Origin of the sequence: Nocardia coffeae (genome assembly GCF_019890715.1) — a bacterium.
GTDB classification, from domain to species: domain Bacteria; phylum Actinomycetota; class Actinomycetes; order Mycobacteriales; family Mycobacteriaceae; genus Nocardia; species Nocardia jiangxiensis.
In genome coordinates, this window is record NZ_JAINZY010000005.1 from 217,904 (window position 1) to 244,307 (window position 26,404).

A 26,404-nucleotide genomic window follows, 5' to 3' on the forward strand; every position below is an offset into this window, starting at 1 on the left:
GGCAGGTCGTTGGGAGAAGATCGCGGTATGTCGATCATCGACGGGCGGTCCGTGGTTCTGGTCACCTTCGGCGGTCGGCGGGATCGAATGGAGTTGCTGGCCCGCTACGTGCGGGAGGCAATGAACCGGCAGCTCGTGGATGAATGGCACGTGTGGAGCCTGCCCCGCGACGATCTCGACGGGGACTGGCTGCACTCCCGTTTCCCGCATCCGGGCCGCACCGCGGACGACCTCGAATACCGTGCCGCGGGCGGTATCGATCCGACGGCAGGACAGTGGGGTGCGCGGGTGCGCGCCGGTCACGACGTGCACCTCGGCCTGCGGGCCCGGCAGGAGCACGCCCCGTCCCTGGAGATCGTGATCGGCGGGTGGGAGAACCAGCGCACCCAGCTCCGGCAGGTCGACACCGCCGAACTCCTGGTGCGGGACGATGGCGATCGAGCACACCCGCACGAGGTGCTGACCGAGGTGTTCACCCCCGGTGTGTTGTCCGCGAACACATTCCGGGACGTCGGCCTCTCACTCGACCCGTCGGGCCTGACGCTGACGATCGACGGCGCCACGATGTTCCGATGCGATGTCGACCTCGCAACCGACGGATACGACGTGCACGTGAAGACCGGGTACGGCGCCGACGGCGAATGGCGTTTCACCGGACTGCCGGATACGAAGGAATACCTCTATCACAGCACCGAACGCTGGCGTGCCGGATTCGCCGAGGCGCTGCACTTCTACGCCGACCGCGCCGACCACCATGCCGACACCGTATTCCTGAAATGCGACGACGACATCGTGTATCTCCAGCTCGACAAGCTGGAGGACTTCCTTCGATTCCGCCTCGCGCATCCGGAGTATTTCCTGGTGTCCGCGAACGTGATCAACAACAATGTGTGCGCTCATCACCAGCAGCAGCACGGCGCGATTCCGCCGAGCCTGATGGAATTGGAACTGCCGCCCGGAGGGTTCGGTGGCATGCTCTGGGAGAGCGCCACCCTGGCGGCCGAGCTACATCACCACTTCATCGACAATCGGCAGCTGTTCGAGCAGGTTCCGCCGACACCGATCGAATGGTCGGGCCGGCTGGCCACGCACTTCGTCTCCTGGCTCGGCCGGGACCTGTCCTACATGTCCGCGAACATGGTGGACGACGAACACGCCCTGTCCGTCCAGATACCCACCTACCTGCAACGTCGGCACTGTATCCACCCGGGATTCCTGGTCGCTCATCTCTCCTCCGGCAAACAGGCGAGCGCACTGCACCACCATCCGATTCTCCGGCGCTACTGGCAGCTCGCCCTGGAGAACAAACTCGCCACCGACGACGAGGTGCGGGCCCACGAGAATTCCGGCTCGCCGGACGATCAGCCCGCGCCGACCCCGTCGGGTGGGGGCAACCCGTGCGGGAGAATTGATCCCAGCACCCTGCGGCCCGTTCCGCCGCGGCAGTCGGACGACGAGCCGAATATCGCGATCATCGTCCTGAATTTCAACACCGCCGAGATGACGAACCAGCTCGCGGGCTACCTGAACCACCGGCTCGCCTACGGCCGGAAGTGGGTGTACGTCATCGACAACGGCTCCGACGAGCCACCGCTGTCCGCCACCGACGAACTGCCGCGGAACCTGGGCTTCGCGCACGGAATGTACGCCGGATACCGAATCGCCTCGGCCCGTGACGATTACGACGCGTTCTGGCTGCTCAATTCCGATGTGAGCTTCGATTACGGGAACGCCGTCCTGCGCAACCTCGTCGACGTGCTGTTCTCCTCGGACGATTACGCGCAGATCGCCCCGCAGCACAATTCGACGCACCAATTCATGGAGCGCGTGGACGAGGTCGCCGCCGTCCAGCCCCTGCTCGAGCCGACCGCGACGCTCATCAAGCGTTCGACGATCGATCGGCTGGGATTCTGGGATCTGGACATGGTGATGGGCTACGGCACCGACCACGACTACGGATACCGGATCAGGCGCGCCGGATTGCAGAGCATCGTCACCAATCGCGCCCGGATCCACCACGCGCAGCATCAGTCCATGGACGACTTCGACGAATACCAGGGGCACGCCCTCGCCGAGGAGGACCTGGTGCTCGGCCAGAAATACGGCGCCGACTGGCGGCGCGTTCTCGACGAATACTGATCCGCGGCAATACCGCTGCGTCCGGGGTCGACGACGTTAGGCTGGGTGAATACCCAGCTACACGCAAAGGACGCGGAGAGGCGGGGGTGCGCTTGTTGCTGCATGTCGATCTGGATCAATTTCAGGCGGCGGTGGAATTCCGCCGTCACCCGGAACTGCGGGGCCGTCCGGTCATCGTGGGCGGCAACGGTGATCCCGATGAACCGCGCAAGGTCGTGACCTGCGCCTCGTATCCGGCGCGCGGCTACGGGGTGCACGCGGGGATGCCGTTGCGCACCGCGGCCCGCAAATGCCCGGACGCGATATTCCTCCCGCTGGACATGGCCACCTACTCCGAGGCGTCCGAGGAGGTGATGGATCTGCTGCGCACCTTCCCGGTCCGGGTGGAGGTGCTCGGCTGGGACGAGGCTTTCCTGGCCGCCGATACCGACGATCCCGAGCAGTTGGCCCGCGAGATCCGCAGCGCCATCGAGGAATTGGATCTGACCTGCGCAATCGGCATCGGGGACAACAAACTTCGGGCGAAACTCGCCACCGGATTCGCCAAATCTGTGGGTAAGAGCGGTGATTCGGCGCAGGAGGTCTCCGATGCGCGAACCGGAATTTTCCGGCTCACCGCCGAGAACTGGTCCGAGCTGATGGCGCACCGCCCGACCAGCGCACTGTGGGGTATCGGCTCGCGCATCGCCAAACGGCTGGCCGACCTGGGGATAACCACCGTCGCCGAACTCGCCGCGGCGGACCGGCAGGTGCTCGCCGCCGAATTCGGTCCCAGCACGGGACCGTATCTATGGCTGCTGGGTCGCGGTGCGGGCGATACGGACGTGGTCACCGAGCCGCGAATTCCGGTGGGCCACAGCAAATCCGAGACGTTCCCGCACGACCTCACCGAACGCGCCGAGCTGGATGCCGCGGTACTGCGGCTGGCGACCGCGGTGGCCGAGGAGGTCGCCGAGACCGGACGCGTCACCGTGCGGGTCGGAGTCACGGTGCGCACCAACACCTTCTACACCCGCACCAAACAGCGCAAACTCCCCGAACCGACGACCGATGTGGCCGAGATCGGACAGGCCGCGCTGGAGATCCTGGGTCGCTTCGAGTTGGACCGGCCGATCCGCCTGCTCGGTGTCCGCCTGGAACTGCTGCCGGAATAGCCCTCCCGACTCTCCGCACGGTATGCGCCGTATGTCACATTGGATGTGGACGCAATGGAGAGGGAGCCCTCATGAGCCAGTACCAGACGATCGAGTTCGAGCGCACCGGAAATATCGCTCGGATCACCCTGAACCGGCCGAAGGCGGCCAACGGAATCGATCATGTTCTCGGCCGCGAGCTGGCGGAGGTGGCATCCCTGATCGCCGACGATCCCGAGCTGAAGGTCGTCACGCTGACCGGCTCGGGCCGGTTCTTCTGCGCGGGCGGCGATCTGAAGGCGATGGCGGCGCAGGAGAGCGGCGCGGGAACCTACGTCAAACATCTGGCGGACAATCTGCACGCGGCGATCTCGTCCTTCGCGCGGATGGAGGCGCTGCTGATCGTCGCGGTGAACGGCACCGCCGCAGGTGCGGGCTTCAGCCTCGCGGTGACCGGTGACGTGGTGGTCGCCGCCGAGTCGGCCGCGTTCACCATGGCCTACACCAAGGCGGGCCTGAGCCCCGACGGCGGCGCTTCCTACTACCTGCCCCGGCTGATCGGCCTGCGCCGCACCCAGGAACTGATGTACTTCAACCGCACCCTGTCCGCGGCCGAGGCCCTGGAGTGGAATCTGCTGCACCGCGTCGTCCCGGACGCCGAGCTCACCGCCACCGTCGAGGAGCTGGCCGCCCAGTTCGCCGCCGGCCCCCGGCACAGCAACGCCAATGTCAAGAAACTCCTGCTGGTCAGCCCCGACCACACGCTCGAGGAACAGCTCGCTCGCGAAGCCTCCTTCATCTCCGCCGTCGCCGATGACGCCGACGGCACCGAGGGAATCGCCGCGTTCCTGGACAAACGCGCCCCGAAGTTCAACTGAGCCGCGCGCCCGCACGACGCGTGCGGGCACGCATCCGGCCTCGCGGTAGTGGGTATCGATCACAACCGACGGATTCGGAAATCGCCACTAGGGTGGGTTGCCATGGATGTCGCTTCTGCCGGATCGTCGGAGGCGGTGTCCACATCGCAGGTGACCGATACGGTGCGTCGAGGGTGGGTGCGCGGGCCGCTGGCGGCGGCTGTCGGGCTCATCGTGGTGCAGCTGGCGGTTCGCGGGTGGGTGGCCGGACGGGGCTTCTTCTACTGGGACGATCTGATACTCGCCGGCCGGGCGGGGCGGTTTCCGCTGTTCTCGGCGAATCTGCTGCTGTACGACCACGACGGGCATTTCATGCCCGCGGCATTCGCCGTCGCCTGGGTGATCACGCGGCTGGGACCGTATGTGTGGGCCGGTCCGGTGATCTCGATGCTGGTGTTGCAGCTGATCGCCTCGGCCGCGGTGTTGCGGATGTTGCTGGTGCTGACCTCGCCCGAGTACGGGATGGGTGGCGCCCGGGTGGCTCGCCGCGTTCGGTGGACGATTCTGATCCCGCTGGCGTTCTACCTGTTCTGCCCCCTGACGTTGCCCGCGTTCGCCTGGTGGTCCGCGGCGCTGAACGCGCTGCCGCTGCAGATCGCGCTGGCCTGGTTCGTGGGGGATGCGCTGCTGCTGATCCGGACCGGGCGGGCCCGGTACGCGGTGTCCGGCTGTGTGGTGCTGGTGGCGGCGCTGCTGTTCTTCGAGAAGTCGGTGATCGTGCCGTTCGTGGCCTTCGTCGTGGCGGGGCTGGTCCGGTACGTCGACGGCGGCGATCGCGCGATCCGCACGGTCGCGCGGCGCGGCGCGCGGTTGTGGATCGGCTCCGCGGCGGTGCTGATGTGCTGGGGCGCAATCTATCTCACGGTGGCGCACGTCTCGGCGGTGCGCACCACCCCGGCGGGGGTGCGGGCGCTGCTGCATCACGCGATATCGCGCGGCATCGTGCCCGCGCTGGTGGGCGGGCCGTGGAGTTGGGAGCGGTGGGTGCCCTCGACGCCGTGGGCGGTGCCGCCCGCCTGGGCGGTGGTACTCGCCTGGCTGATCGTCGGCGCGGTCGTGCTGTATTCGATCCGGACCCGGCGCCGGGTGTGGCCGGTCTGGCTGGCCGTGGTGGTCTACGTGCTGGCCGCGCAGCTGCCGGTGGCGCTGATCCGGGGCGGGCCGAACACCACCGACGAGCTGACCCAATCGCTGCGTTACCTCGCGGATCTGGCCGTTCCGCTGACGGTCGCCGGGGCCCTGCTGCTGCGAGCCGGGCGACGTCGGGCGGATCGGCCCGGGATGCGGCCGCCGATCGTGGTCGCTCTGGTGGCGGCGTTCGTGGTGAGCAGTCTGTGGTCGACGATCACCTTCAGCCGATCCTGGTCCGTCAACCCGACCCGGGACTATCTCACCACCGTGAAATCCGAGCTGGCCGCGGGCGGCCCACCCCTGCTCGAACAGGAGGTGCCGTGGAAGGTGCTGAACCCCTTGGCATATCCGCTGAACCGGATCAGCGTGGCCCTGTCCCCCCTCGCACCCGCGACGATGTTCGCGCACGCCACGCCCCATCTGCGGATGATCACCGATGACGGCCGGATCGTCGACGCCCAGGTCTGGTGGAACCGGGGAATCCACCGCGGTCCGGTCCGCGGTTGCGGCTACGCGATATCCGGCGCACAGCCGATCCCGATCCCGCTCGACGGCCCGATGATCGACAACGCCTGGACCGCTCAGCTCAACTACCTGGCCAGCCGCGACGGACAGATCACCGTCGCCCTGGAACACGGGGAGACCATCGTGGCCCCGGTCCGCAGGGGCCTGAACACGGTCTACGTCCGCGTCATCGGCGGCGGCACCCTGCTGCGAATCGGCGCTCCCACACCGGGTTTGCATCTGTGCCTGGGCGCCGGTCCGGTAGGCGTCGCTTCCTATTCCCGCTGAACCCTCGCGCGGACTCGCAGCCCGAGGGGCCGCCGCGACCATCGCTCGTCCGGCGTCCGCGTGTGGACGTCCCGTTGAGCAGCGACCTCTTGGGTGCTTTCACGGTGGCGCTGTCGCCGGTTCCGCACACCGTTTGCGGGGTCTATCCGGTGCAAGGAGTGCGTCCTACGGGAAGGGGTGCGGCTGTCCTTCGATGCTCGCCCGACGGGCGTGGCCGCCCTATGCTCGGACCCATGGCGTTCTGGGCGATGGTGGCACACGAGACGGGCGACGGGATCGCACTGGTGCGCGAGGAGGTCGGCGACGATTTCCTCGGGCCGGGCACGGTGACGATCAAGGTGCACTATTCGAGTGCGAACTTCAAGGACGGGCTGGCGATCACGCCCGGCGGCGGGGTGGTGCGCAACTACCCGATCATCCCGGGAATCGACATCATCGGTGAGGTGTCCGCATCGGAGGATCCGGCGTTCGCGCCAGGCGATCCGGTGATCGCGCACGGCTACGACATCGGCGTCGCGCACCACGGCGGATTCGCCGAATACGCCCGGGTTCCGGCCGAATGGGTGGTCGGACTCGACAGCCTCACCCCGCGCGAGGCCGCGGCGCTGGGCACGGCCGGATTCACCGCGGCGATGAGTGTGCAGGCGCTCCTGGATCGCGGCCTGACCCCCGATACCGGTCCGGTCCTGGTCACCGGCGCGACCGGCGGCGTCGGCAGCGTCGCGGTCGACATCCTGGCCGGGCTCGGCTTCGAGGTGGTCGCCTCCACCGGGAAAGCCGATGCGGGCGAGCGGCTTTCGGCACTCGGCGCGAAGTCGGTGATCGGCCGTCTGCCCGAGGATCCCGAGGCGAAGATCCGCCCGCTCGGCAAGGCGCAGTGGGCCGCCGCCGTGGACAGCGTCGGCGGCAAATCCCTCGCCTACATACTCAGCACGATCGAATACGGCGGCGCGGCCGCGGTCAGCGGACTCACCGGCGGTACCGGCCTGCCCACCACGGTCATGCCCTTCATCCTGCGCGGCGTCGCGCTGCTCGGCATCGATTCGGTGCAGTTTCCGATCGAGCAGCGCCGCGCCCTGTGGACCCGCCTGGGCAAGGACCTCAAACCGGGGCACCTGTCCGAGCTGGAGAACTACGCCCCGATCACCGAGGCCGAGTCGGTGCTGCGCGCCATCCGGGAGGGGCAGCACTCGGGTCGCACGGTTCTGGGCGTCGCCGGGGAGTTCTGAGTCGCTGGGTGCCCGTCGTCCCGGCGCTCTACGGCATCGGCTCGGTACTCGGCATCACCGCAGGCCCCTGGCTCGGCGGCCTGGCCATCACCGCGGGCATGGGCTATCCCTCGATCGGCTGGATCGGCCTGGCCCTGGGCCTGGCCGCCCTCGCCTCGGTCGCGGTCTCGTTCACCCTGGAACGCCGCACCGCTCCCCCGCCGACTCCACAGGACCTCGCCCCGGCCGACGCGTGATGTCGGCCGCATAAGTCCACCTCGGAACAGGCCCGACCCCAAGCGATCTCGGCGACATCCGCTGAGATCGCCTGGATTGATGTCGATTACAGAGAATCCTGCGGGACGGCCCGCCGCCGAAACAATGGCACATACTGTCCGACCGTGGCGCTCGCGACCACGACCCACGCCGCCAACGCCACCCACGCCTCGGCCCGCCCGAACGTGACCATCCACGATTCCCCCACCGCCAGACCGAATTCGCGGGTCCCGACGCCGTACATGCCGATCGGGAACACGATGCTCCACAGCGCCGGATCGAATCCCCGGCGGAAATGTTCGATCACGTATCGCCAGACCCCGGCGATCAGCAGTGCGGGAATCAGCCAGGTGCCGAATGCCCACAGCACCACAGCCGCGCCGATCAGCGCCGGGTGGGTCAGCGAGACCAGGTGATCGGATGTGCGGTCGACGAGCTTTGCGGCGGCCAGGACACTGATCGCGGTGGCGCCCATGAAGATCCAGTAGGGCGGCACCAGGGTCGCGGGGGTGAGCTCCTTGGCGAACAGCGCGCCGAGCACCAGCGCCGCCACGATGCCGTACAGCACGGTGCCGATCGACCAGGCCAGCAGTGCGGGGGTGGCGAACCGGTGCGCCCACGGCGCGGGCAGGGCGCTGGCGGCCACGGCGAGGGATTGGGTGCCGACCACCCACAGCAGCCAGGTGCCGTCCGCGCCGGTCATCCCCACGGCGGTGTTGTGGTGCACCATGAATCCGGCCGGAATCAGATAGCAGAGAATGAGCCAGGCGATCGTGGCCACGGCCAGCAGAGTCAGTGCCGCGGCGGCCATGCCGTGGCTGCTCAGTCCGGTGGACAGCACCCCGGCCCCGGCGACGAAGGTCAGATAGGTGAATCCGACCGACGGATTCCCGGCGTCGGCCGCCATCTCGCGCGGATGGCGAATCGCCCGGGCAATCATGGCGATCGTCAGTCCGGCGAAGGCCAGCAGGCCGATGATCAGCAGTGCGTCACCGCCCCATTGCCAGCCGGCGCCCGAGACTGCGCGCGCGACGATGCCGGTGGCCATCACCGAGGCGAACCAGGCGGGCTTCAGATTTCGCAGGGATGCGGCGCGGTCGTCGTCCGACTCATCCACGCGCGCCAGTCTGACATGCGACGACGAGGTATCCGCAGCCCGCCGCGCAGCCCGCCGCCGGAAAGTTGCCAAATATTCGCCACGTGAACGATACAGTCGGTCGGGGTGGTGCCCGCCCCGACGGTCGAAAGGATCGCAACACCATGGCGGAACCGGACGCACTGATTCTCGAGACGGGCAAGTACTTCCATCGGGGCGACAACTCACCCGATCTGCACAGCGTCGTATATCGCGGCGGCACCGAGGGCGACGTCTTCTACCGCGACCGCTGGAGTCACGACAAGATCGTCTACTCCACGCACGGCGTGAACTGCACCGGATCCTGCCGCTGGAAGGTGTACGTCAAGGACGGCATCATCACCTGGGAGACGCAGGCGACCGATTATCCGTCGGTGGGCCCGGACCGCCCGGAGTACGAGCCGCGTGGCTGTCCGCGCGGTGCGTCCTTCTCCTGGTACACCTATTCCCCGACGCGCGTGCGCTATCCGTACATCCGCGGCGTCCTGCTGGACATGTATCGCAAGGCCAGGAAGCGCACCGGGGATCCGGTGCTGGCCTGGGCGGAGATCCAGTCCGATGCGGCCCGGCGACTGGAATATCAACAGGCCCGCGGCAAGGGCGGGCTGGTGCGCGCGCAGTGGGACGAGGCGCTGGAGATCATCGCCGCCGCACATGTGCACACGATCGCCACGTACGGCCCGGACCGGATCGCCGGATTCTCCCCGATTCCGGCCATGTCGATGGTCTCGCATGCGGCGGGTGCGCGATTCATGGCGTTGATCGGCGCACCGATGCTGTCCTTCTACGACTGGTACGCCGATCTCCCGGTGGCCTCACCACAGGTGTTCGGCGACCAGACCGACGTCCCCGAATCGGGCGACTGGTGGGACGCGGCCTATCTGATCATGTGGGGTTCGAACGTCCCGGTCACCCGAACCCCGGACGCGCACTGGATGGCCGAGGCCCGCTACCGCGGTCAGAAGGTCGTCGTGGTGGCACCGGACTACGCCGACAACGCGAAATTCGCCGATCAGTGGTTGCATCCGCATCCGGGCACCGATGCCGCGCTGGCCATGGCGATGGGGCATGTGATCCTGCGGGAATGTTTCGTGGATCGGCAGGTCCCGTTCTTCACCGATTACGTGCGCCGGTTCACCGATCTGCCCTTCCTGGTCATGCTCGAGGAACACGAGGATGCCTGGGTGCCGGGCAAATTCGTGCGCGCGGCCGACATCGGCGACACCAGCGAGGAGGCGGAGTGGAAAACCGTTGTGCTGGACGAGAATACCGGTGAACCCGCGGTACCGTCCGGATCGCTCGGCTTCCGCTGGTCCGAATCCGGTGCGGGACATTGGAATCTGGACCTGGGCTCGATAGTCCCGGTACTGACCCTGTACGGCCGCGGCGACGGCGTGCCGGTGTTGTTGCCGCGCTTCGACACCGACGGCGGCGCGGACGCCCAGAGTCGCGGCGAGGTGCTGCGCCGCGGCGTGCCCGCGCGCCGCCTGAGCCCGGACGGTCCGCTGGTCACCACCGTCTTCGACCTGCTGCTGGCCGGCTACGGCGTCGGACGCGGCGAGTTGCCCGGCGACTGGCCCGAGTCCTACGACGATCCCGCCGGCCCCGGCACTCCCGCCTGGCAGGAGGAACACACCTCGGTCCCGGCCGCGGCGTGTATCCGGATCGCCCGGGAATTCGCGGCCACCGCGGAGAAATCGCGCGGCCGGTGCATGATCCTGATGGGCGCGGGCACCAACCACTGGTTCCACTCCGAGACGATCTATCGAACATTTCTGGCGTTGTTGCAGCTCACCGGATGTCAGGGCCGCAACGGCGGCGGGTGGGCGCATTACGTCGGCCAGGAGAAGGTGCGGCCGTTCACCGGATGGGCCACCCTCGCCGGTGCGATCGACTGGGCGCGTCCGGCCCGCCAGGCCATCGGCACCGGGCACTGGTTCGTGCACACCGATCAGTGGCGGTACGACCGGTTCACCGCCGATACCCTCGCCTCACCGCTGGGCGCAGGACGTTTCGCGGGGATGACCGCGATCGACTGCCTGGCCCAGGCCACCCGGCTGGGCTGGATGCCGTCCTATCCGACCTTCGACCGCAACCCGCTCGAACTCGGCGAGGGGGAACACGCGGTCGGCCGGGCCGTCAACGAAATCCTGTCCGGCACCTTGAAATTCGCCATCGAGGATCCGGACGACCCGCGCAACTGGCCGCGCGTGCTGATGCTGTGGCGGGCCAATCTGCTCGGCTCCTCGGCCAAGGGCGCGGAATATTTCACGAAACATCTGCTGGGCACCCAGTCCTCGCTGTCCGCGCAGGAGGCGCCCCGGCGATCGCGTCCGCGAGATGTGCGGTGGCACCACGAGGCCCCGGAGGGAAAGTTGGATCTGCTGGTCTCCCTGGACTTCCGGATGACCTCCTCGACGTTGTTGTCGGATATCACGCTGCCCGCGGCGACCTGGTACGAGAAACATGATCTGTCCTCCACCGATATGCACCCGTTCGTGCACTCGTTCTCCCCCGCGGTCGATCCGCCCTGGCAGGCGCGCACCGATTTCGAGATCTTCCGCGCGCTGGCCGATCGGCTCAGCGAACTGGCCCGCGAGCATCTCGGCGTCCGGCACGATCTGGTGGCCACGGCGCTACAGCACGACACCCCAGGGGAAATGGCGCAACCGGGCGGCGTGGTGCGGGACTGGCGGCGGGGTGAATGCGCGCCGGTGCCCGGTCGCACGTTCCCGACACTCACCGTCGTCGAACGTGACTACACCGCGATCGGAGCCAAGTTCGCGGCGCTGGGACCGCTGGTGGAGGAACTCGGCCTGCCGGTGAAGGGGATCGCCCTGCGACCCGACGCGGAGGTCGCCTATCTGGGTTCGCTCAACGGCGTGGTCGAATCGGGTCCGGCGGCGGGACGCCCGCGCATCGAGACCGCGGTGCACGCGGCCGACGCCATTCTGTCGCTGTCCGGAACCACCAACGGCCACTTGGCAACTCAGGGTTTCCGCACGCTCGAACGCCGCACCGGACAGCCGATGGCCGACCTGGCCGCCGAGCACGAGGGCAAGCGGGTGCACTACGCCGACACCCAGTCCGCGCCCGTCCCGGTGATCACCTCGCCGGAGTGGTCGGGGAGTGAGAGCGGCGGTCGCCGGTACACCGCCTTCACCCAGAACGTCGAGCAGCTCAGACCCTGGCACACCCTGACCGGACGGCAGCAGTTCTTCCTGGACCACGACTGGATGTCCGAGGTCGGCGAGTGTCTGCCGGTGTATCGGCCGCCGCTGGACATGAGCCGGTTGTTCGGCGAACCCGAACTCGGGCCCGACGGTCAGCGCCAGGTCACCGTGCGCTACCTCACCCCGCACAACAAGTGGTCGATCCACTCCGAATACCAGGACAACCTGTTCATGCTCTCGCTCTCGCGTGGCGGACAGGTGATCTGGATGTCGCCGCCGGACGCCGAATCGATCGGGGTGGCGGACAACGACTGGATCGAGGCGGTGAACCGCAACGGCGTCGTGGTGGCCCGCGCGGTCGTCTCGCATCGGATGCCCGCGGGCACCGTCTACATGCATCACGCGCAGGAGCGCACGGTGAACGTCCCGCGCACCGAGCGCACCGGACGTCGCGGCGGGATACACAACTCGCTGACCCGGCTGCTGCTCAAACCGACCCACCTCATCGGCGGTTACGCCCAATTGTGCTGGGGGTTCAACTATTTCGGGCCGACCGGCAATCAACGTGACGAGGTGACCGTGATCCGCCGCCGCTCCCAGGAGGTGCAGTACCGATGAAACCGATGGCGCAGCTGGCAATGGTGATGAATCTGGACAAGTGCATCGGGTGTCACACCTGCTCGGTGACGTGCAAACAGACCTGGACCAATCGCGGCGGCATGGAGTACGCCTGGTTCAACAATGTGGAAACCCGTCCGGGACTGGGATATCCGCGCCGGTACGAGGATCAGGACCGCTGGCGCGGCGGCTGGACGCTGGACCGGCGCGGCCGATTGAAGTTGAAGGCCGGCGGTCGGCTGCGAAAGCTGTTGTCCATCTTCGGAAATCCGGTGCTGCCGCTGATCCGGGACTACTACGAGCCGTGGACCTACGACTATCGCGCGCTGACCGAGGCTCCGCTCGGTGACGATTATCCGGTCGCGCCGCCGCGTTCGCTGCTGTCCGGCAAGCCGATGCGGATCGAGTGGAGCGCCAACTGGGACGACAACCTCGGCGGCGTCACCGAATTCGGCGACCAGGATCCGATCGTCCGCAAGGTTCGCGAAACCGCTTCGGAGAAGGTGAAATTCGAGTTCGAGCAGACGTTCATGTTTTATCTGCCGCGGATCTGCGAACACTGCCTGAATCCGTCGTGCGTGGCCTCGTGCCCGTCCGGTGCGCTGTACAAGCGCGGTGAGGACGGCATCGTGCTGGTCGATCAGGACCGCTGCCGCGGCTGGCGGATGTGCGTGACGGGTTGCCCGTACAAGAAGATCTACTTCAACCACAAGACCGGCAAGGCCGAGAAGTGCACGCTGTGCTATCCGCGGATGGAGGTCGGGCTGCCGACGGTGTGTTCGGAGACCTGCGTCGGGCGACTGCGGTATCTGGGCGTGGTGCTCTACGACGCGGACCGCGTCACCGAGGCGGCCTCGACGCCGTCGGACACCGATCTCTACGAGGCGCAGCTGGGTGTTTTCCTGGATCCGGAGGATCCGCAGGTGCGGCACGAGGCCGAGCGGGCCGGAATTCCGGCGGACTGGATCGATGCCGCCCGCCGTTCGCCGGTGCACGCGCTGATCAGCAAATATCGTGTCGCGCTTCCGCTGCATCCGGAATTTCGCACCATGCCGATGGTCTGGTACATCCCGCCGCTGTCGCCGGTGGTCGATTCGTTGTCCGAGACCGGATTCGACGGCGAGGACGCCGGACATCTGTTCGGCGCGATCGATTCGCTGCGTATTCCGATGGAATATCTGGCCGAGCTGTTCACCGCGGGTGATGTGGTCCCGGTCAAGGATGCGCTGGCCCGGCTCGCGGCCATGCGTTCGTATCACCGCGACATCAATCTCGGCGATCCGCCCGACGAATCGATTCCCGAGGCGGTCGGCATGACCGGCGCCGAGCTGCGGGAGATGTTCCGGCTGCTGGCGATCGCCAAATACGATGAGCGCTACGTGATTCCGACCGCGGCCGTGGGCGAGGCACAGCAGCTCGAGGAATCCATGCTGCCCGACGGGTGCAGTCTGGACTACGACGGCGGTCCCGGCATGGGCGCGACCGGGCCGCTCGGGGACGATTCCGGGCGAAAGTTGTTGCCGCTCATGACGGTCGAGAACTTCCATCTGCTGCGTCGGCGGCAGACCGCCGATGAGGACCACCGATGAGCGGTCATTCGGTTCCGGCGTTGTACCAGGCCGCCGCGCACTGCCTGGACTATCCCGACGATCGCCTCTTCGAGAGGTTGCCGCTGTTCAGCGCGGGTGCGCCCGCGCTGCGGCCGTTCCTCGAACGCGCCGCGGTCCTCGGGCGGGCCGCGCTGTGCGAGCAGTACGTGCAGGTCTTCGATTTCCACAACCGGCACTGCCTGCATCTGACCTGGTGGCAGGACGGCGATACGCGTCGGCGCGGCGGTTCGCTGGCCCGGCTCAAGCAGATCTATCGCGAGCACGGGATGCAGTTGCGCGATACCGAACTGCCCGACTACCTGCCTGTCGTCCTCGAATTCTGCGCTGCCACAGGATCTTCCGATCTGCTGCTGGAACATCGGCCGGGGCTGGAACTGCTGCGGCTGGCGCTGGACGAGGTCGACACGCCGTACGTGCACGTCCTGAACGCACTCAGCGCAAGCCTGCCCGGCCCGACTCCGCGCGATCGCGCCGCCGCGCGTGCGCTGGCGCGGTCCGGCCCGGCCACCGAGACCGTCGGCCTGTCCCCCTACGGCCACCTCGATCTACTACCCGTGCTCGGCAACGGAGGTCACTGATGCAGGTATTCCTCTGGGGCGCACTGCCCTACATCGCCCTGATATCGCTGATCGGCGGATTGTTCTGGCGGCACCGCTACGACAAATTCGGCTGGACCACCCGATCCTCCGAATCCTACGAATCGCGGCTGCTCAACATCGCCTCGCCGATGTTCCACTACGGCATCCTGTTCGTCCTGGTCGGCCATCTCATGGGCCTGTTCATCCCCGAAAGCTGGACCAGCGCACTGGGTTTGGGTGAACATCAATACCATCTGCTGTCCCTGATCGGCGGCACGATCGCGGGTGTGCTCGCCATCGCCGGTGTGCTGCTGCTGGTGCTGCGCCGCCGCACGCACGCGCCGGTGTTCCGCGCGACGACCCGCAACGACAAGGTGATGTACCTGTTCCTGCTCTCGGCGATCTTCCTGGGCCTGTTCGCCAAACTCACCCACTCGACCCTCTCGCACGGCTACGACTACCGCACCACCATCGCCCCCTGGGTCCGGCACATCTTCATCCTCGATCCCAGCCCCGCCCTGATGAGTTCGGTTCCGGTCGCCTATCAGGTCCACGCCGTGATCGGCATGCTCCTGATCGCGCTGGTCCCGTTCACCCGCCTGGTCCACATGTTCAGCGCCCCGGTGCAGTACCTGTTCCGCCCCTACATCGTCTACCGCTACCGCGATCCGAAGCAGGCCGCCGGGGAACGTGCCGCGCGGCGCGGCTGGGAACCGATCGAAAACTGAATTCCCCCTTTGTTCTCGGTGGTGCCACGACCGGTTGCGTGAGCTTCGTCTACAGCCTCGAACGGGATCTGATCCGACAGACGCCCTTCGGCTGCGTCGTCGACCGTTTCCGCTGTGGGTGAACGCGCTCCCCGCCCGGAACACTTGAGCTGAACCTTTGTTGAGGTTCTAGTGTCGGTGGGTCGGTGTTGGATGGCCGGTGGAAGGGAGCTGGGTGATGACGATCGAATCGGTGGCCTGGAGTCAGATGTATCGGCAGGCCGGTGCGCCCGATGTGCGGCGTGGGTTCAGCGGTGCGACGGCTCGGCGGATGTTGCGGTTCGCCCGGCCACATCGGACGTTGCTGATCGGATTTCTGGTGTTCAGCGTCGTCTCGGCGGTGCTGGAGGTGGCCAATCCGCTGTTGGCCGGACGGGTGGTCGATCACATCGTCGGGCATTCCGCCGCGCGGGTGGTGGTGCTGCTGGCGGTGGCGATCGGTGCGCTGGCCGTGATCGACGCGGCGCTGGGCATCGTGATCCGGTGGCTGTCCTCCAGGATCGGCGAGGGGTTGATCCTGGATCTGCGCACGGCGGTATTCGACCACGTGCAGAAGATGCCGATCGCCTTCTTCACCCGCACCCGTACCGGTGCGCTGGTGAGTCGGCTCAACAGCGATGTGATCGGTGCGCAGCGGGCGTTCAGCACCACGCTCTCGGGCGTGGTCACCAATATCGTCACGCTGCTGCTGACCGTCGTGGTGATGGTGCAGCTGTCCTGGCAGATCACGGTGCTGGCGTTGATCATGTTGCCGCTGTTCATGATTCCGGCGCGGCGGATGGGCACCCGGGTGGCGGCGATCCAGCGGGAGGGCGCGCAGCTCAACGCGGCGATGAGTACGCAGATGACCGAGCGTTTCTCCGCACCGGGCGCGACGCTGGTGAAACTGTTCGGGCGGCCGCAGCACGAGTCGACGGAATTCGCCCTGCGCGCGGGGCGCGTGCGCGATATCGGCGTGCGGACCGCGATGTTGCAGACCACCTTCGTGACCGCGCTGACGCTGGTGTCGGCGTTGGCGGTGGCACTGGTCTACGGACTCGGCGGCTGGTTCGCGCTGCGCGGTCAGTTGAACGCCGGTGCGGTGGTGTCACTTTCGCTGCTGCTGACCAGGCTCTACACCCCGCTGACCGCCTTGGCCAGCGCCCGGGTGGACATCATGTCCGCGCTGGTCAGTTTCGAGCGAGTCTTCGAGATCCTCGATCTCGAGCCGCTCATCCAGGACGCGCCCGATGCGAGCGAGGTGCCGCCGGGCCCGGTCACGGTGGAGTTCGACGACGTGCGGTTCGGATATCCGGCGGCGGACAAGGTGTCGCTGGCCTCGCTCGAGGATGTCGCCACCCTCGACACCCGCGGTGGCGAGGAGGTGCTGCACGGGATTTCGCTGCGGGCCGAGCCCGGCCAGATGATCGCGCTGGTCGGTTCCTCGGGCGCCGGTAAATCGACCATCGCACAACTGGTTTCACGCCTCTACGACGTGGATTCGGGCGCGGTCCGGTTGAACGGAGCCGATGTGCGCGAGCTGACCGGTCGATCCATTCAGGCCGCGGTCGGCCTGGTCACCCAGGACGGACATCTGTTCCACGACACCATCGGCGCCAATCTGCGGCTGGCTCGTCCCGCCGCGACCGATGCGGAGATCTGGGATGCGTTGCGGCGCGCCAGATTGGGCGATCTGATCGACTCGCTGCCCGACGGGCTGGACACCGTCGTCGGCGAGCGCGGATACCGCCTGTCCGGTGGTGAACGGCAACGCCTCACCATTGCCCGTCTCCTGCTCGAACAGCCCCGCGTGGTGGTGCTGGACGAGGCCACCGCCTCGCTGGACTCCACCTCCGAGGCAGCCGTGCAGGAAGCCGTGGCCGAGGTGCTGACCGGCCGTACCGCGCTGGTCATCGCCCACCGCCTGTCCACCATTCGCAACGCCGACCAGATCCTGGTCGTGGAATCCGGGCAGATCGTCGAACGTGGCACCCACACCGATCTGCTCGCTCGCGAGGGCCGGTATGCCGAGCTGTATCACACCCAATTCGCCGACGAGGGTGACTCGGTCGCCGCATGAGTGGAGGTATCGGCACCGACAGGGCCGCCGGACCGGGGCGGGGTCGGGGATCGGAGAAGGCATCGGACTCAGCGCATAGGCTCGGTCTCATGCAGGCGATCCAGTACGACGAAATCGGTGGGCCCGAGGTGTTGCGGCTGGTAGAGGTGCCGATACCTGAACCGGCGGGTGCGCTGGTGCGGGTGGCGGTGCGTGCGGCGGGGGTGAATCCGGCGGACTGGAAGATTCGGCAGGGGATGATGCCCGGCCCGGATTTTCCGCGCCGGGCCGGATTCGAGATCGCCGGAGTCGTGGACGCGGCCGGTCCCGAGGCCGCCTGGCAGGTGGGCGACGAGGTCATCGGCTGGGCGGTGGGCGGCGGCTACGCGGAATTCGCACTGGCCGAACGTCTGGTCGCCAAACCCGCCGAGCTGTCCTTCATCGATGCCGTCGCGATCCCGGTCGCGGCCAACACCGCGGGTGGCGGCCTGGAGCAGCTGGGGGTGCAAGCCGATGAGACGCTGCTGGTGAACGGCGCGTCGGGTGCGGTCGGTTCGATGGCCGCACAGCTGGCGCGGGCCGCGGGCGCTCGGGTGATCGGCACGGCCTCCGCGGCCAATCAGGAGGTCGTGCGTTCCTTCGGCGCCGCGCCCACCACCTACGGCGCGGGCGTCGCCGACCGCGTGCGCGCCCTGGCTCCCCACGGCATCGATGCCGTATTCGACTGTGCCGGACACGGATTCCTCGACGCCGCCATCGAACTGCGCGGCGGCACCGACCGCATCATCACCATCGCCGACGGTGCGGCCGCCGAGAAGGGCATCACCTTCTACTCCCGCCCCAGCGGACCGCTCGACAGCGTGGTCGAGGCTGCCCGTCTGCTCGCCATGGACGCCATCCGCCTGCCCGCCCCGGCCCGCATCTTCCCGCTCGCCGAAGCCGCAGCGGCCCAACGGGAAAGCGAGTCCGGCCACGGGCTCGGCAAGATCGTGTTGGTCACGGCCGGCTGAGTACGCGCCAGCAGGACGATGTCGAAACCGAACGGAATCGAGTTGGGCGACGGCGGCTTTCTCCTCGCCGATGCTGTCTGCGTTTCTGCATCGTCCTGCTCGCTGACCTCGCCGCGGCTCGACCGGCAGCGAATTCGGCCAGGGGCTCGGCAAAGTCCCGGTCGACCGCTGAATATCGGTCCTGCGAGCGGGTGCCGCAGCTACGGCGTCACCCACCGGCGGAGGGTGTCGACGGTGGTCTCCGGCGAGGTGTTGAAGCAGAAACGGATACCGGGAGCCGCCTCGGTGACCACGTTGACGATCTGCTCGAACAGCAGGGTGTAGCTGATATTGGTGCGGATGCCCGCACCGATCATGACCAGGCCGAACGGGCCGTCGGCGAGGTGTTCGCGGATTCGGGTCTCGGCCTGCGCGGGGTCGGCGGGGATCTGGCAGGACACCGCGTCGAATCCGGCGGCGCGCAGGGCCGCGTTACCGGCTTCGATGCGCGCGGTCAGGGTGGCCTCGTCGAGGCCGGGGAGTTTGCTGTAGTCGAGCGCACTGGGGTGGAGGCCGATCATCAGGATGCGCTCGGTGGAGATCTGCACCCGTTCGACGGTACGCCGGATACGGATGTGCAACCGGCGGTGGGACGTGCGCGCCGCAGGTCGCAGGCCCGCACCGACCCCGCATAGGCTGAGTCCATGACCGATTCGTGGCTGCGGGCGCTGGAGAGCAGGATCGACGGCGAGGTCGACGCCGGTGAGCGGCGGCGTGCGGAGTACGCCTCGGATGCCTCGAACTACCGGGTGCCACCCGCGGCGGTGGTCTTTCCACGCGGCGATGCGGATGTGGCCGCGGTGCTGGCGGCGGCACGGGACCGCGGGGTTCCGGTCACCGCCCGCGGCGCGGGAACGTCGGTGGCGGGCAATGCGATCGGCGCCGGTCTGGTACTCGACTTCAGCAGGCACATGTCCGCGATCCTCGAGATCGATACCGAAAAGTCCTGTGCGCGAGTGCAACCCGGGGTCGTGCTCGGGAGCCTGCAGCGCCGGGCCGGGGCGTCCGAATTGCGCTTCGGGCCGGACCCGTCCACGCAGAATCGCTGCACCCTGGGCGGCATGATCGGGAACAATGCGTGCGGGCCGCATGCGATGGCCTGGGGCCGGACCTCGGATACCGTGCGTGAACTGCGGATATTGGACGGCACCGGAACCGAGCGAACCCTCGGCGCGGGACTGTCCGCGGTACCCGGCCTGGACGAATTCGCCCGAGCCCGGCTCGCGGTGATCCGCACCGAACTGGGGCGCTTCGAGCGGCAGGCCTCGGGTTACGGCTTGGAACATCTACTGCCCGAACGCGATCCCTCCGCCGCGCGCGCGTTCGTCGGCACCGAGGGCACCTGCGGCCTACTGCTGGAGGCGTCGGTGACGCTGGTTCCGGTGCCCCGGGTAACCGTCCTGGTAGTGCTCGGATATCCCGATATGCCCACGGCGGCAGATGATGTCGCGACGGTCACCGCGGTCGATCCGATCGCGGTGGAGGGTATCGATGCCCGGCTCGTGGACGTCGTGCACGCCCATCGCGGCACGGTTCCCGAACTTCCCGAGGGCCGGGCCTGGCTGTTCGTCGAATGTGCGGGCGACACCGCCGACGAGGCGCACGACCGGGCGGCCGCGCTGTGCCGGACCGCGCACGCGCTCGACAGCCGCATCGTCACCGATTCCGCTGTGGCAGCGCGCTTGTGGCGGATCCGCGCCGACGGCGCGGGCCTGGCCGGGCGCACCCCCGACGGCCGCCCCGCCTGGCCCGGCTGGGAGGACGCCGCGGTGCCGCCCGCGAATCTCGGTGCCTACCTGCGGGATTTCGACGAGCTGATGCGCACGCACGAGGTGGACGGGCTGCTCTACGGACATCTCGGCGACGGCTGTATCCACATCCGGCTGGATCTGCCGATAGCCGATGCGCCGCAGCGGTTCCGGGCCTTCCTCGCCGATGCCGCCGATCAGGTCGTCGAGCACGGCGGCTCGCTGTCGGGAGAACACGGTGACGGCCGCGCCCGTTCGGAGTTGTTGTCGCGCATGTACTCTCCGGCCGCCCTCGACGCATTCGCCGGATTCAAGGCGCTGTTCGACCCCGATGACGTACTCAATCCGGGAGTTCTGGTGCGCCCCAGCCCGATCGACGCGGATCTGCGTCTCGCGGGACTGCGCGCGATGCCGTCCGCGGGCGGATTCGCCTTCCCCGCCGACGGCGACATCGGCACGGCCGTGCACCGCTGCGTCGGGATCGGCAAGTGCCGGGCGGACACCCGGGCGACGGGAGGTTTCATGTGCCCGTCGTATCTGGCGACCGCCGACGAGAAGGACAGCACCCGTGGGCGGGCCCGCGTCCTGCAGGAGGTCGTTCGGGGAGCGCTGGACTGGCGTTCGGACGCGGTCGCCGAATCACTGGATCTGTGCCTGTCCTGCAAGGCATGTGATGCGGACTGTCCGGCCGGGGTCGATATGGCCACCTACAAGGCCGAGACCCTGTACCGCCGCTATCGGCGCAGGCTCCGGCCGATCGATCACTACGCGCTGGGCTGGTTGCCGCGTTGGCTGGCCCTGGGGGTGCGCATGCCCAGCGTGTTCAATGCCGTCGCGGGATTCGCGCCGCTGCGCCGGGCGGGCTTCCGCGCCGCCGGCATGGATCCCAGACGCGCGGTCCCATCGTTGGCGGACCGGAGTTTTCGCCGCAGATGGACCGATCGACGCGGGGTGCGCGTGCCCGATGATGAACCGGGGGTGATGCTGTGGATCGACAGTTTCACCGATGCCTTCGATCCCGAGATTGCCTGGGCTGCAGTCGAACTCATCGAATCACTGGGACACCGAGTGCGCATCCCCGAACGCCGGGTGTGCTGCGGGCTCACCTGGATCAGCACCGGACAGCTCGACGGCGCACGTACCCGGCTACGGGCCACACTGAGCGTCTTGGACGATCATGTGAGCGCGGGCGGCGTGGTGATCGGACTCGAACCCTCCTGCACCGCCGCGCTGCGTTCGGATCTGCCCGCCCTGCTGCCGGATGATCCCCGGGCTGAACGGACCGCGCGGGCGGTGCGCACCCTGGCGGAATTCCTCGCCGAGGATCCCGCCTGGCGTCCGCCGGATCGCAGCGGGCATACGGTTCTGGTGCAACCGCATTGTCATCACCATGCGCTGACGGGATATGACGCGGATCGGGAAATTCTCCGGAGAACGGGCGCAACGGTCACGGAAGTCGCCGGATGCTGTGGGCTTGCTGGGAATTTCGGCATGCAATACGGCCATTACGACATATCGGTCGCGGTGGCCGAGAACGGATTACTGCCCGCACTGCGGAAGGACGTCGACGCGGAGTTCCTCGCGGACGGTTTCTCCTGCCGCACCCAGGCTGACCAGCTGGCCGATAGGTCCGCGATCCACCTCGCGCAATTCCTGCTCGACCGCTGATGATCGTGGTGGTGCGCACCCGGCCTCGGTCACGGGTGCGCACGGTGGCGGGTCAGCTCCCGAACGGCAGCGTGCCCGGTGCGATCTGGTAGCCGGAGCTGCCGGAGAAGATCCCACCCCAGATGTTCAGCAGCTGATTCAGAATGGTCGTGAGCATTAGAGCCTCCCTTGCGCGAAATGCCGACCGATTGCCGCAATAGGGATCGGTGGCTCGATGAATCCGATCGGAAATCGCACTCTATGACAGTCGCGTTACAGTCCAGCGGTTCCCGTGACCGGCTCACCTGGTCTGAAATCGGCTTTCCCGAATTGTCTAGTGATGCATGTCACTGGAATCGAGCCGGGTGCGTGCGATCGGCTTCCCGGGATGGCGCACAATGTTCCGGTGGAATCGAGGGTCGACGCGCAGCGCACGGTGGGCGCCGAACTGCCGATCGATCTCGCCGGCACCCTCGCGCCGCTGCGTCGCGGCGGAAGCGATCCCTGCCATACAACCACCCGGGACGGCGCGCACTGGCACGCCTCGCGCATGCCCACCGGACCGGTCACCTACCGGCTTACCCAGGCGGGACCGCGGTCGGTGGCGGCACGGGCCTGGGGTCCGGGCGCGGCCGAGTTCGTCGAGCGGCTGCCGCACATGCTGTGCCTCGACGAGGACCTCAGCGACTTCACCCCGACGCATCCCAAGATCGTCGAGGCGCACCGCCGCTTCCCGGGCCTGCGGATGCTGCGCACCGGGCTGATCTTCGAGGCGCTCGCCCCGGCGGTGCTCGAGCAGCGGGTGCACACCGTCTCCGCGCGTGCCTCGTGGCGGCGACTGGTGTGCAAGTTCGGCGACCCCGCACCGGGCCCGACGCCGACACCGATGCGGGTCCCGCCCGACGCGCACACCTGGCGGCACATCCCCTCCTGGGAGTATCACCGCGCGAACGTCGATCCACAGCGTTCGAAGACGATCGTGCTGGCCGCGCGCATGGCCGACAAACTCGAACAGGCCGCCGACCTCGATCCCGCGGCCGCGGCCGAGCGGCTGCAACTGGTCCCGGGCATCGGCGTGTGGACCGCCGCGGAGATCGCCCAGCGCGCGCTGGGCGACCCGGATGCCCTGTCGGTCGGGGATTTCCACCTCGCCGCGATCGTCGGCTGGACGCTGCTGGGCCGTCCCATCGACGACGCGGCCATGGTCGACTACCTCGAACCCCTTCGCCCGCACCGCTATCGGGCTGTGCGCCTGCTGGAGATCTCCGGGCAGGCCCGCAAGCCCAAGTTCGGACCGCGCACTCCGCTGGTGGACATCACCGGAATCTGATCGGCCGCGGAAACGTCATCGATCACTCATGGCGGCATTACCCGCCGCTACGGCGCGGCGGAGGGCTTCGGGGACGGGTGTGCGGCCGAGATACATCTCCGACAGGATCGGGGTGATGATGTCGTTGGCCGCCGGAAATCCCGCCCCGCTGCCTGCGGAGATGCGCGGCCCGTCGAGTACGTCGAAGAACGGGGAGACATCGATCCCCTTGTGCGCCCAGTAATCCCGATAGATCTGCTGATCGGCGACGACCGCGGGGATGGTCGCGCCGGAGACGGCCAGGTAGCGGTTGCCCTCGGCGCCGCCGAGCCAGGCCAGCAGGCGGCGCACGGCCGCCGGATGACGAGTCGCCGCATTGCCCGCGAGGCCGATCGCGTTGTCGGTGCTGACCCGTCCGGCCGGTCCGGCCGGGATCATCGCGATGCCCCACGGGAACTTCGCCTGCTGCGCGATCGTGGCCAGGTTGTAGGTGCCGGATTGGAACAGCGCCAACTTCCCTTGCAGGAAGGCATTTCTGGTGAAATCGGTATTGGTGTCGGTATCGGCCGCCGAGGGGGCGAGCCGATCGGCGATCAGGCGGACCAGGTAGCCGAACGCCTGATTGCCCTGCGGGCTGTCGAAGACGAATCGGTCGTCCGCTCCCTGCAGGCGTCCACCGGCCGAGCCCAGGAACGGCAGCTCGATGGACTGTAAATCGTTGGCGGCGTTGTATGCCCACGGTGCGACGGCGGCGAGCCGGTGCAGTGTCGGTGCGAAGGTGTCCGCCTCGCCTCCCCAGCGCAATCCCGACAGCGCGGCGGGATCGATGTGCGCGGCGTCCAGCAGTGCGCGGTTGTAGTACACCGCCGTCCCGCCGTCCACGAATTGCGGTACCGCCCAGAGCTTTCCGTCGCGGCTGTACTGCGTGACCGCGGACGGGTCCCAGGCCCGCGCGGCATCCGGGCCCAGCAGCGCGCCGATATCCAGCAGTCGGCCCGAATCCGCGTAATCGGAGAACGTATTGGTCCAGAACACGTCGTCCACGGTGCCCCCGGCCACATCCAGCCGCAGTTTCTGCTGGTAGGAAGCCCACGGCACCACCGTGATCCGCACCTCGACATCCGGATTCGCGTGCTGGAACGCATCGAGCGATGCCCGATAGGCGGGCACGAAACTCTCGTCCCAGATCCGCATTCGCAGGACCGTGCGTCCCGAGCCGTCGCCGGTGCGCCCGAGCCACAGTGCCGCGGCGATCAGCAACACCACGCTCAACGCGACGGCCAGTAGCACCCGGGTGGAAGTCTTCAGGGATCGTGCTGTCCCGGTACTCATTTCAGGCCCGTCGTGGTGATCGATCGCAGCACCTGACGTTGGAACGCCACGAACAACAACACCAGCGGTACGATCGCCAACGTCGTCGCGGCCATCACGAGGGTCCACTGCGCGTTGTACCGGGTCTGCAGCGTCGCGGTCGAGACCGTCAGCACCTGCCAGGTCTCACCGCTGCTCGCCACCAGCGGCCACATGAAGCTGTTCCACTGTGTGACAACGGTGATCAGCGTCAGCGTGGCCAGAATGGGCCGGCTCATCGGCACCATCACGTGAACCAGGATGTCCAGGGTGTTCGCGCCGTCGAGCCGCGCCGCGCCCAGCAGTTCCTCCGGGATGGACCGGAAGTACTGGCGCAGCAGGAATATCGCGTAGGGCGAGGCGAACACGAACGGAAGTATCAACGCCCAGAACGTATTGAGCCGGCCGAGCTTCGCGAACATCAGGTACAACGGGATCAGGGTGACCATCGAGGGCACCATCATGGTGCCGAGGTAGATCCAGAACAGGATGTCGCGTCCGGGGAATTCGGTGCGCGCGAACGCGTATGCCGCCAAAATCGAGGTGATCAGCTGGCCGCCGGTGATGAACGCCGTCATCAGGGCGGTCACCAGGACGGCCCGGCCCAGTCCCTCGCTCAGCACCGTCGTGAAATTCACCCCGGTCACCGGATTCGGCAGGGCCAGTGGCGAACCGGTCGCGAACTGCTCCGGGGTTTTCACCGCGGTCAGGGCGCTGAGCACCAGCGGTGCGACGGTCAGCAGGGCCCCGGCGAACAGCAGCAGATAGACCGCGATACCGCGCAGCCGCGCGCGGAACTTCGGCCGCTTCGCGAAAGATCGCGTGTCGGTGGAGATTCCGATCGATTCAGTACTCATTGACCGTCCGATTCCGGAAGTAGCGATGCTGCAGAACGGTGATCACGAACATCACCGCGAACACCACCAGCGCCATCACCGCGGCACGTCCCGGCCGCGCGGCGACGAACGCCTCGTCGAAGATTCGCAGGGCGACCACATCCGTGCGATTCCCGGGCCCGCCCCTGGTCAGCGCGTACACCGTATCGAAGGTCTGGAATGCGGTCAGCACACCGGTGACCAGCACGAAGAACATGGTGGGGCGCAACAGCGGCAACACCAGCCAGCGCGTGCGCCGCCAGCCGCTCGCCCCGTCCAGCGCACCGGCATCCAGGATCTCCGCCGGGATCGCCCGGATCCCGGCGACGAAGAACAGCGCCACGTAGCCGAAATTCGACCAGATGCTCACCGCCGCAACCGATGGCAGCGCCAGCGCCGGATCGGACAGCCATTCGATCCGGCTGCCCAGTGCGGCGTCGATCGCACCGCCGGTCGGCGCGAACATCCACTGCCACACCACACCCACCGCGACCGGCGCACACATCCACGGCAGTGCGAACACCACCCGGAACGCCGTTCCGCCGCGTCGCCGTGCCAGCGGCACAGCGACGGCGAAACCCAGGACGGTCTGCACCGGCACCACGATCGCCGCCAGTACCGATGTCACCAGCAGCGAATGTCCGAACGCCGGATCCCCCAGCACCGCGCGCCAGTTCCGCAGCCCCACGAACCGCATGGGCCCCAACAGATTCCAACTGTGCACACTGAGCCAACCCACCACCAGGATCGGCAACACCAGAAAACACCCGACCCCCACCAAGCTGGGCAACAACAGCCCGTAACTCACCAGCCCCCGCCGAACCGCCCGCCGCCTCATATCCGCGAACCTACCCCCGCCTTCCGCAGGACCGTCCCCAGCACGTGCTGGGCGCATGCCGTCGCGGCGGGTA

Annotated in this window: 19 protein-coding genes; 14 read left to right on the forward strand and 5 right to left on the reverse strand. The window is 67.7% G+C overall.

Features of this window, described 5'->3' with window-relative positions:
• Positions 1-27: 27 nt before the first annotated feature.
• From K7711_RS20650 to K7711_RS20675, 6 genes are all read left to right on the forward strand, one after another.
• A complete protein-coding gene (locus K7711_RS20650; protein ID WP_222971063.1) occupies positions 28-2,139 on the forward strand; it encodes a hypothetical protein in 2,112 nt (703 codons plus the stop codon).
• Positions 2,140-2,225: 86 nt separating this feature from the next.
• A complete protein-coding gene (locus tag K7711_RS20655; RefSeq protein WP_222971064.1) occupies positions 2,226-3,293 on the forward strand; it encodes a DNA polymerase IV in 1,068 nt (355 codons plus the stop codon).
• 71 nt (positions 3,294-3,364) lie between these two features.
• Positions 3,365-4,150, forward strand: coding sequence for an enoyl-CoA hydratase/isomerase family protein (locus tag K7711_RS20660; RefSeq protein WP_222971065.1), 786 nt, complete (start codon positions 3,365-3,367; stop codon positions 4,148-4,150).
• 102 nt (positions 4,151-4,252) lie between these two features.
• On the forward strand, positions 4,253-6,112 hold the full coding sequence (locus tag K7711_RS20665; protein WP_235747510.1) for a hypothetical protein: 1,860 nt from the start codon (positions 4,253-4,255) through the stop codon (positions 6,110-6,112).
• 233 nt (positions 6,113-6,345) lie between these two features.
• A complete protein-coding gene (locus tag K7711_RS20670; RefSeq protein ID WP_222971066.1) occupies positions 6,346-7,341 on the forward strand; it encodes an acrylyl-CoA reductase family protein in 996 nt (331 codons plus the stop codon).
• 8 nt (positions 7,342-7,349) lie between these two features.
• Positions 7,350-7,577 carry a hypothetical protein gene (locus tag K7711_RS20675; protein ID WP_222971067.1) on the forward strand — a complete coding sequence of 76 codons (228 nt, stop codon included), beginning with the start codon at positions 7,350-7,352 and terminating at the stop codon, positions 7,575-7,577.
• Between the two features lie 86 nt (positions 7,578-7,663).
• Here K7711_RS20675 and K7711_RS20680 read toward each other — a convergent pair whose 3' ends face one another.
• Positions 7,664-8,713, reverse strand: a complete 1,050-nt coding sequence (locus K7711_RS20680; protein WP_222971068.1) for a tellurite resistance/C4-dicarboxylate transporter family protein — start codon at positions 8,711-8,713, stop codon at positions 7,664-7,666.
• Positions 8,714-8,856: 143 nt separating this feature from the next.
• Between K7711_RS20680 and K7711_RS20685 the strand changes: the two genes are divergently transcribed.
• The 6 genes from K7711_RS20685 (at position 8,857) to K7711_RS20710 (ending at position 18,525) form a co-directional block, all read left to right on the forward strand.
• Entirely contained in the window at positions 8,857-12,522 is a 3,666-nt protein-coding gene (locus K7711_RS20685) for a nitrate reductase subunit alpha (protein ID WP_222971069.1), read from the forward strand.
• The gene (gene narH, locus K7711_RS20690) at positions 12,519-14,111 is read left to right on the forward strand and encodes a nitrate reductase subunit beta (RefSeq protein WP_222971070.1); all 1,593 of its coding nucleotides are present in this window, start codon (positions 12,519-12,521) and stop codon (positions 14,109-14,111) included. The genes K7711_RS20685 and narH overlap by 4 nt, the downstream gene beginning before the upstream one ends.
• Positions 14,108-14,710 (forward strand): nitrate reductase molybdenum cofactor assembly chaperone, encoded by a 603-nt coding sequence (gene narJ / locus K7711_RS20695; protein WP_222971071.1) that lies wholly within the window; start codon positions 14,108-14,110, stop codon positions 14,708-14,710. Before narH ends, narJ begins: the two co-directional genes overlap by 4 nt.
• Positions 14,710-15,438 carry a respiratory nitrate reductase subunit gamma gene (gene narI, locus K7711_RS20700; protein ID WP_222971072.1) on the forward strand — a complete coding sequence of 243 codons (729 nt, stop codon included), beginning with the start codon at positions 14,710-14,712 and terminating at the stop codon, positions 15,436-15,438. The genes narJ and narI overlap by 1 nt, the downstream gene beginning before the upstream one ends.
• Before the next feature lie 217 nt (positions 15,439-15,655).
• Complete coding sequence (locus tag K7711_RS20705; protein ID WP_222971073.1) at positions 15,656-17,536, forward strand: ABC transporter ATP-binding protein; 1,881 nt, start codon at positions 15,656-15,658, stop codon at positions 17,534-17,536.
• 89 nt (positions 17,537-17,625) lie between these two features.
• Positions 17,626-18,525 (forward strand): NADP-dependent oxidoreductase, encoded by a 900-nt coding sequence (locus K7711_RS20710; RefSeq protein ID WP_222971074.1) that lies wholly within the window; start codon positions 17,626-17,628, stop codon positions 18,523-18,525.
• 200 nt (positions 18,526-18,725) lie between these two features.
• Here the strand turns inward: K7711_RS20710 and K7711_RS20715 are convergent, their stop codons facing one another.
• Positions 18,726-19,112, reverse strand: coding sequence for a hypothetical protein (locus K7711_RS20715; RefSeq protein WP_222971075.1), 387 nt, complete (start codon positions 19,110-19,112; stop codon positions 18,726-18,728).
• A 96-nt stretch (positions 19,113-19,208) separates the two neighbouring features.
• Between K7711_RS20715 and K7711_RS20720 the strand changes: the two genes are divergently transcribed.
• Both K7711_RS20720 and K7711_RS20725 read left to right on the forward strand, forming a co-directional pair.
• Positions 19,209-21,980, forward strand: coding sequence for an FAD-binding and (Fe-S)-binding domain-containing protein (locus tag K7711_RS20720; RefSeq protein WP_222971076.1), 2,772 nt, complete (start codon positions 19,209-19,211; stop codon positions 21,978-21,980).
• A 367-nt stretch (positions 21,981-22,347) separates the two neighbouring features.
• Positions 22,348-23,289: a DNA-3-methyladenine glycosylase family protein gene (locus K7711_RS20725; RefSeq protein WP_222971306.1), complete on the forward strand. Its 942-nt coding sequence runs from the start codon at positions 22,348-22,350 to the stop codon at positions 23,287-23,289.
• Positions 23,290-23,304: 15 nt separating this feature from the next.
• Here the strand turns inward: K7711_RS20725 and K7711_RS20730 are convergent, their stop codons facing one another.
• Genes K7711_RS20730 through K7711_RS20740 form a run of 3 tightly spaced genes read right to left on the reverse strand, consistent with a single transcriptional unit; the run spans position 23,305 to position 26,331 of the window.
• Positions 23,305-24,576, reverse strand: a complete 1,272-nt coding sequence (locus K7711_RS20730; RefSeq protein ID WP_222971307.1) for an ABC transporter substrate-binding protein — start codon at positions 24,574-24,576, stop codon at positions 23,305-23,307.
• 20 nt (positions 24,577-24,596) lie between these two features.
• Positions 24,597-25,475 carry a carbohydrate ABC transporter permease gene (locus K7711_RS20735; protein WP_222971077.1) on the reverse strand — a complete coding sequence of 293 codons (879 nt, stop codon included), beginning with the start codon at positions 25,473-25,475 and terminating at the stop codon, positions 24,597-24,599.
• On the reverse strand, positions 25,465-26,331 hold the full coding sequence (locus tag K7711_RS20740; protein WP_222971078.1) for a carbohydrate ABC transporter permease: 867 nt from the start codon (positions 26,329-26,331) through the stop codon (positions 25,465-25,467). Before K7711_RS20740 ends, K7711_RS20735 begins: the two co-directional genes overlap by 11 nt.
• Positions 26,332-26,404 lie beyond the last annotated feature (73 nt).